We start from the raw sequence: 766 nt of genomic DNA on the forward strand, positions 1-766 counted from the left end.
ACGCAGGGGCGCACGGCCCCGCGCACGAGCCAGGGCAAGGCGGCGGTGACGAGGCCGCAGCCGGCGCCGTACCAGAGGAGGCCGCGCCACCGCAGGGTCTCGCCGACGAGCGCGACGAGGGCGGGCGGCACCGCCAGCAGCACGAAGGACGCCTTCGCCAGCCCCGCGACGATGAGCGCGACGCCCTCCGGCGGCAGGCCGGCGGCGAGGTCCGACAGGCCGGCATGAAGCCCGGCCAGCGCTCCTTGCGTCAGCCAGACGCTGGCAACCGGATCGAGCACGAGGGCGCCTAGCAGGATCGCGGCCCCGGCCGGGATCGCGAGGAGCAGGGCGAGGAAGCCGAGGAGGAGGCGGCTAAGGAAGCGCATCGGCGCGTTATAGCCCGGCTTGTCCGCCGGGACGACATCGCCCTGAAGGCGGTGCCGTCGGGTGGCCTCCGCCGAGCCTCGCCGCGCGCGGCCGGCCCGCCGCGCACCAGCGCTGAGGTTCCGAGGTGAGGTTCGGGTCGGACGGGTGTAATCTCGCGCCCATGTTCGAACGCAAGCCTCCGAAGAACGTCTTCGTCCTCACCGGAGCCGGGGTGTCGGCCGAGAGCGGGCTCGGCACGTTCCGGGACCGTGGCGGGATGTGGGCGCGGTTCGATCCGATGCGGCTCGCGACGCCCGAGGCCTTCGCAGCCGACCCCGACACCGTCATCGACTTCTACAACCTGCGCCGGCGCGGGGTGGTCGCGGCCGCGCCGAACCCGGCCCACGTCGCGCTGGCC

General features: G+C 74.5%; 2 protein-coding genes. One reads left to right on the plus strand and one right to left on the minus strand.

From position 1 onward, the window contains the following. Window positions 1-368: hypothetical protein (locus FV222_RS28080; protein ID WP_147816410.1), on the minus strand; the 368-nt coding region annotated here is incomplete at its 3' end. Window positions 369-529: 161 nt separating this feature from the next. Between FV222_RS28080 and FV222_RS28085 the strand changes: the two genes are divergently transcribed. Further along, on the plus strand, window positions 530-766 hold a 237-nt coding region (locus tag FV222_RS28085; protein ID WP_281406944.1), incomplete at its 3' end, for a Sir2 family NAD-dependent protein deacetylase.

This window comes from Methylobacterium sp. WL103 (assembly GCF_008039885.1).
GTDB classification, from domain to species: domain Bacteria; phylum Pseudomonadota; class Alphaproteobacteria; order Rhizobiales; family Beijerinckiaceae; genus Methylobacterium; species Methylobacterium cerastii.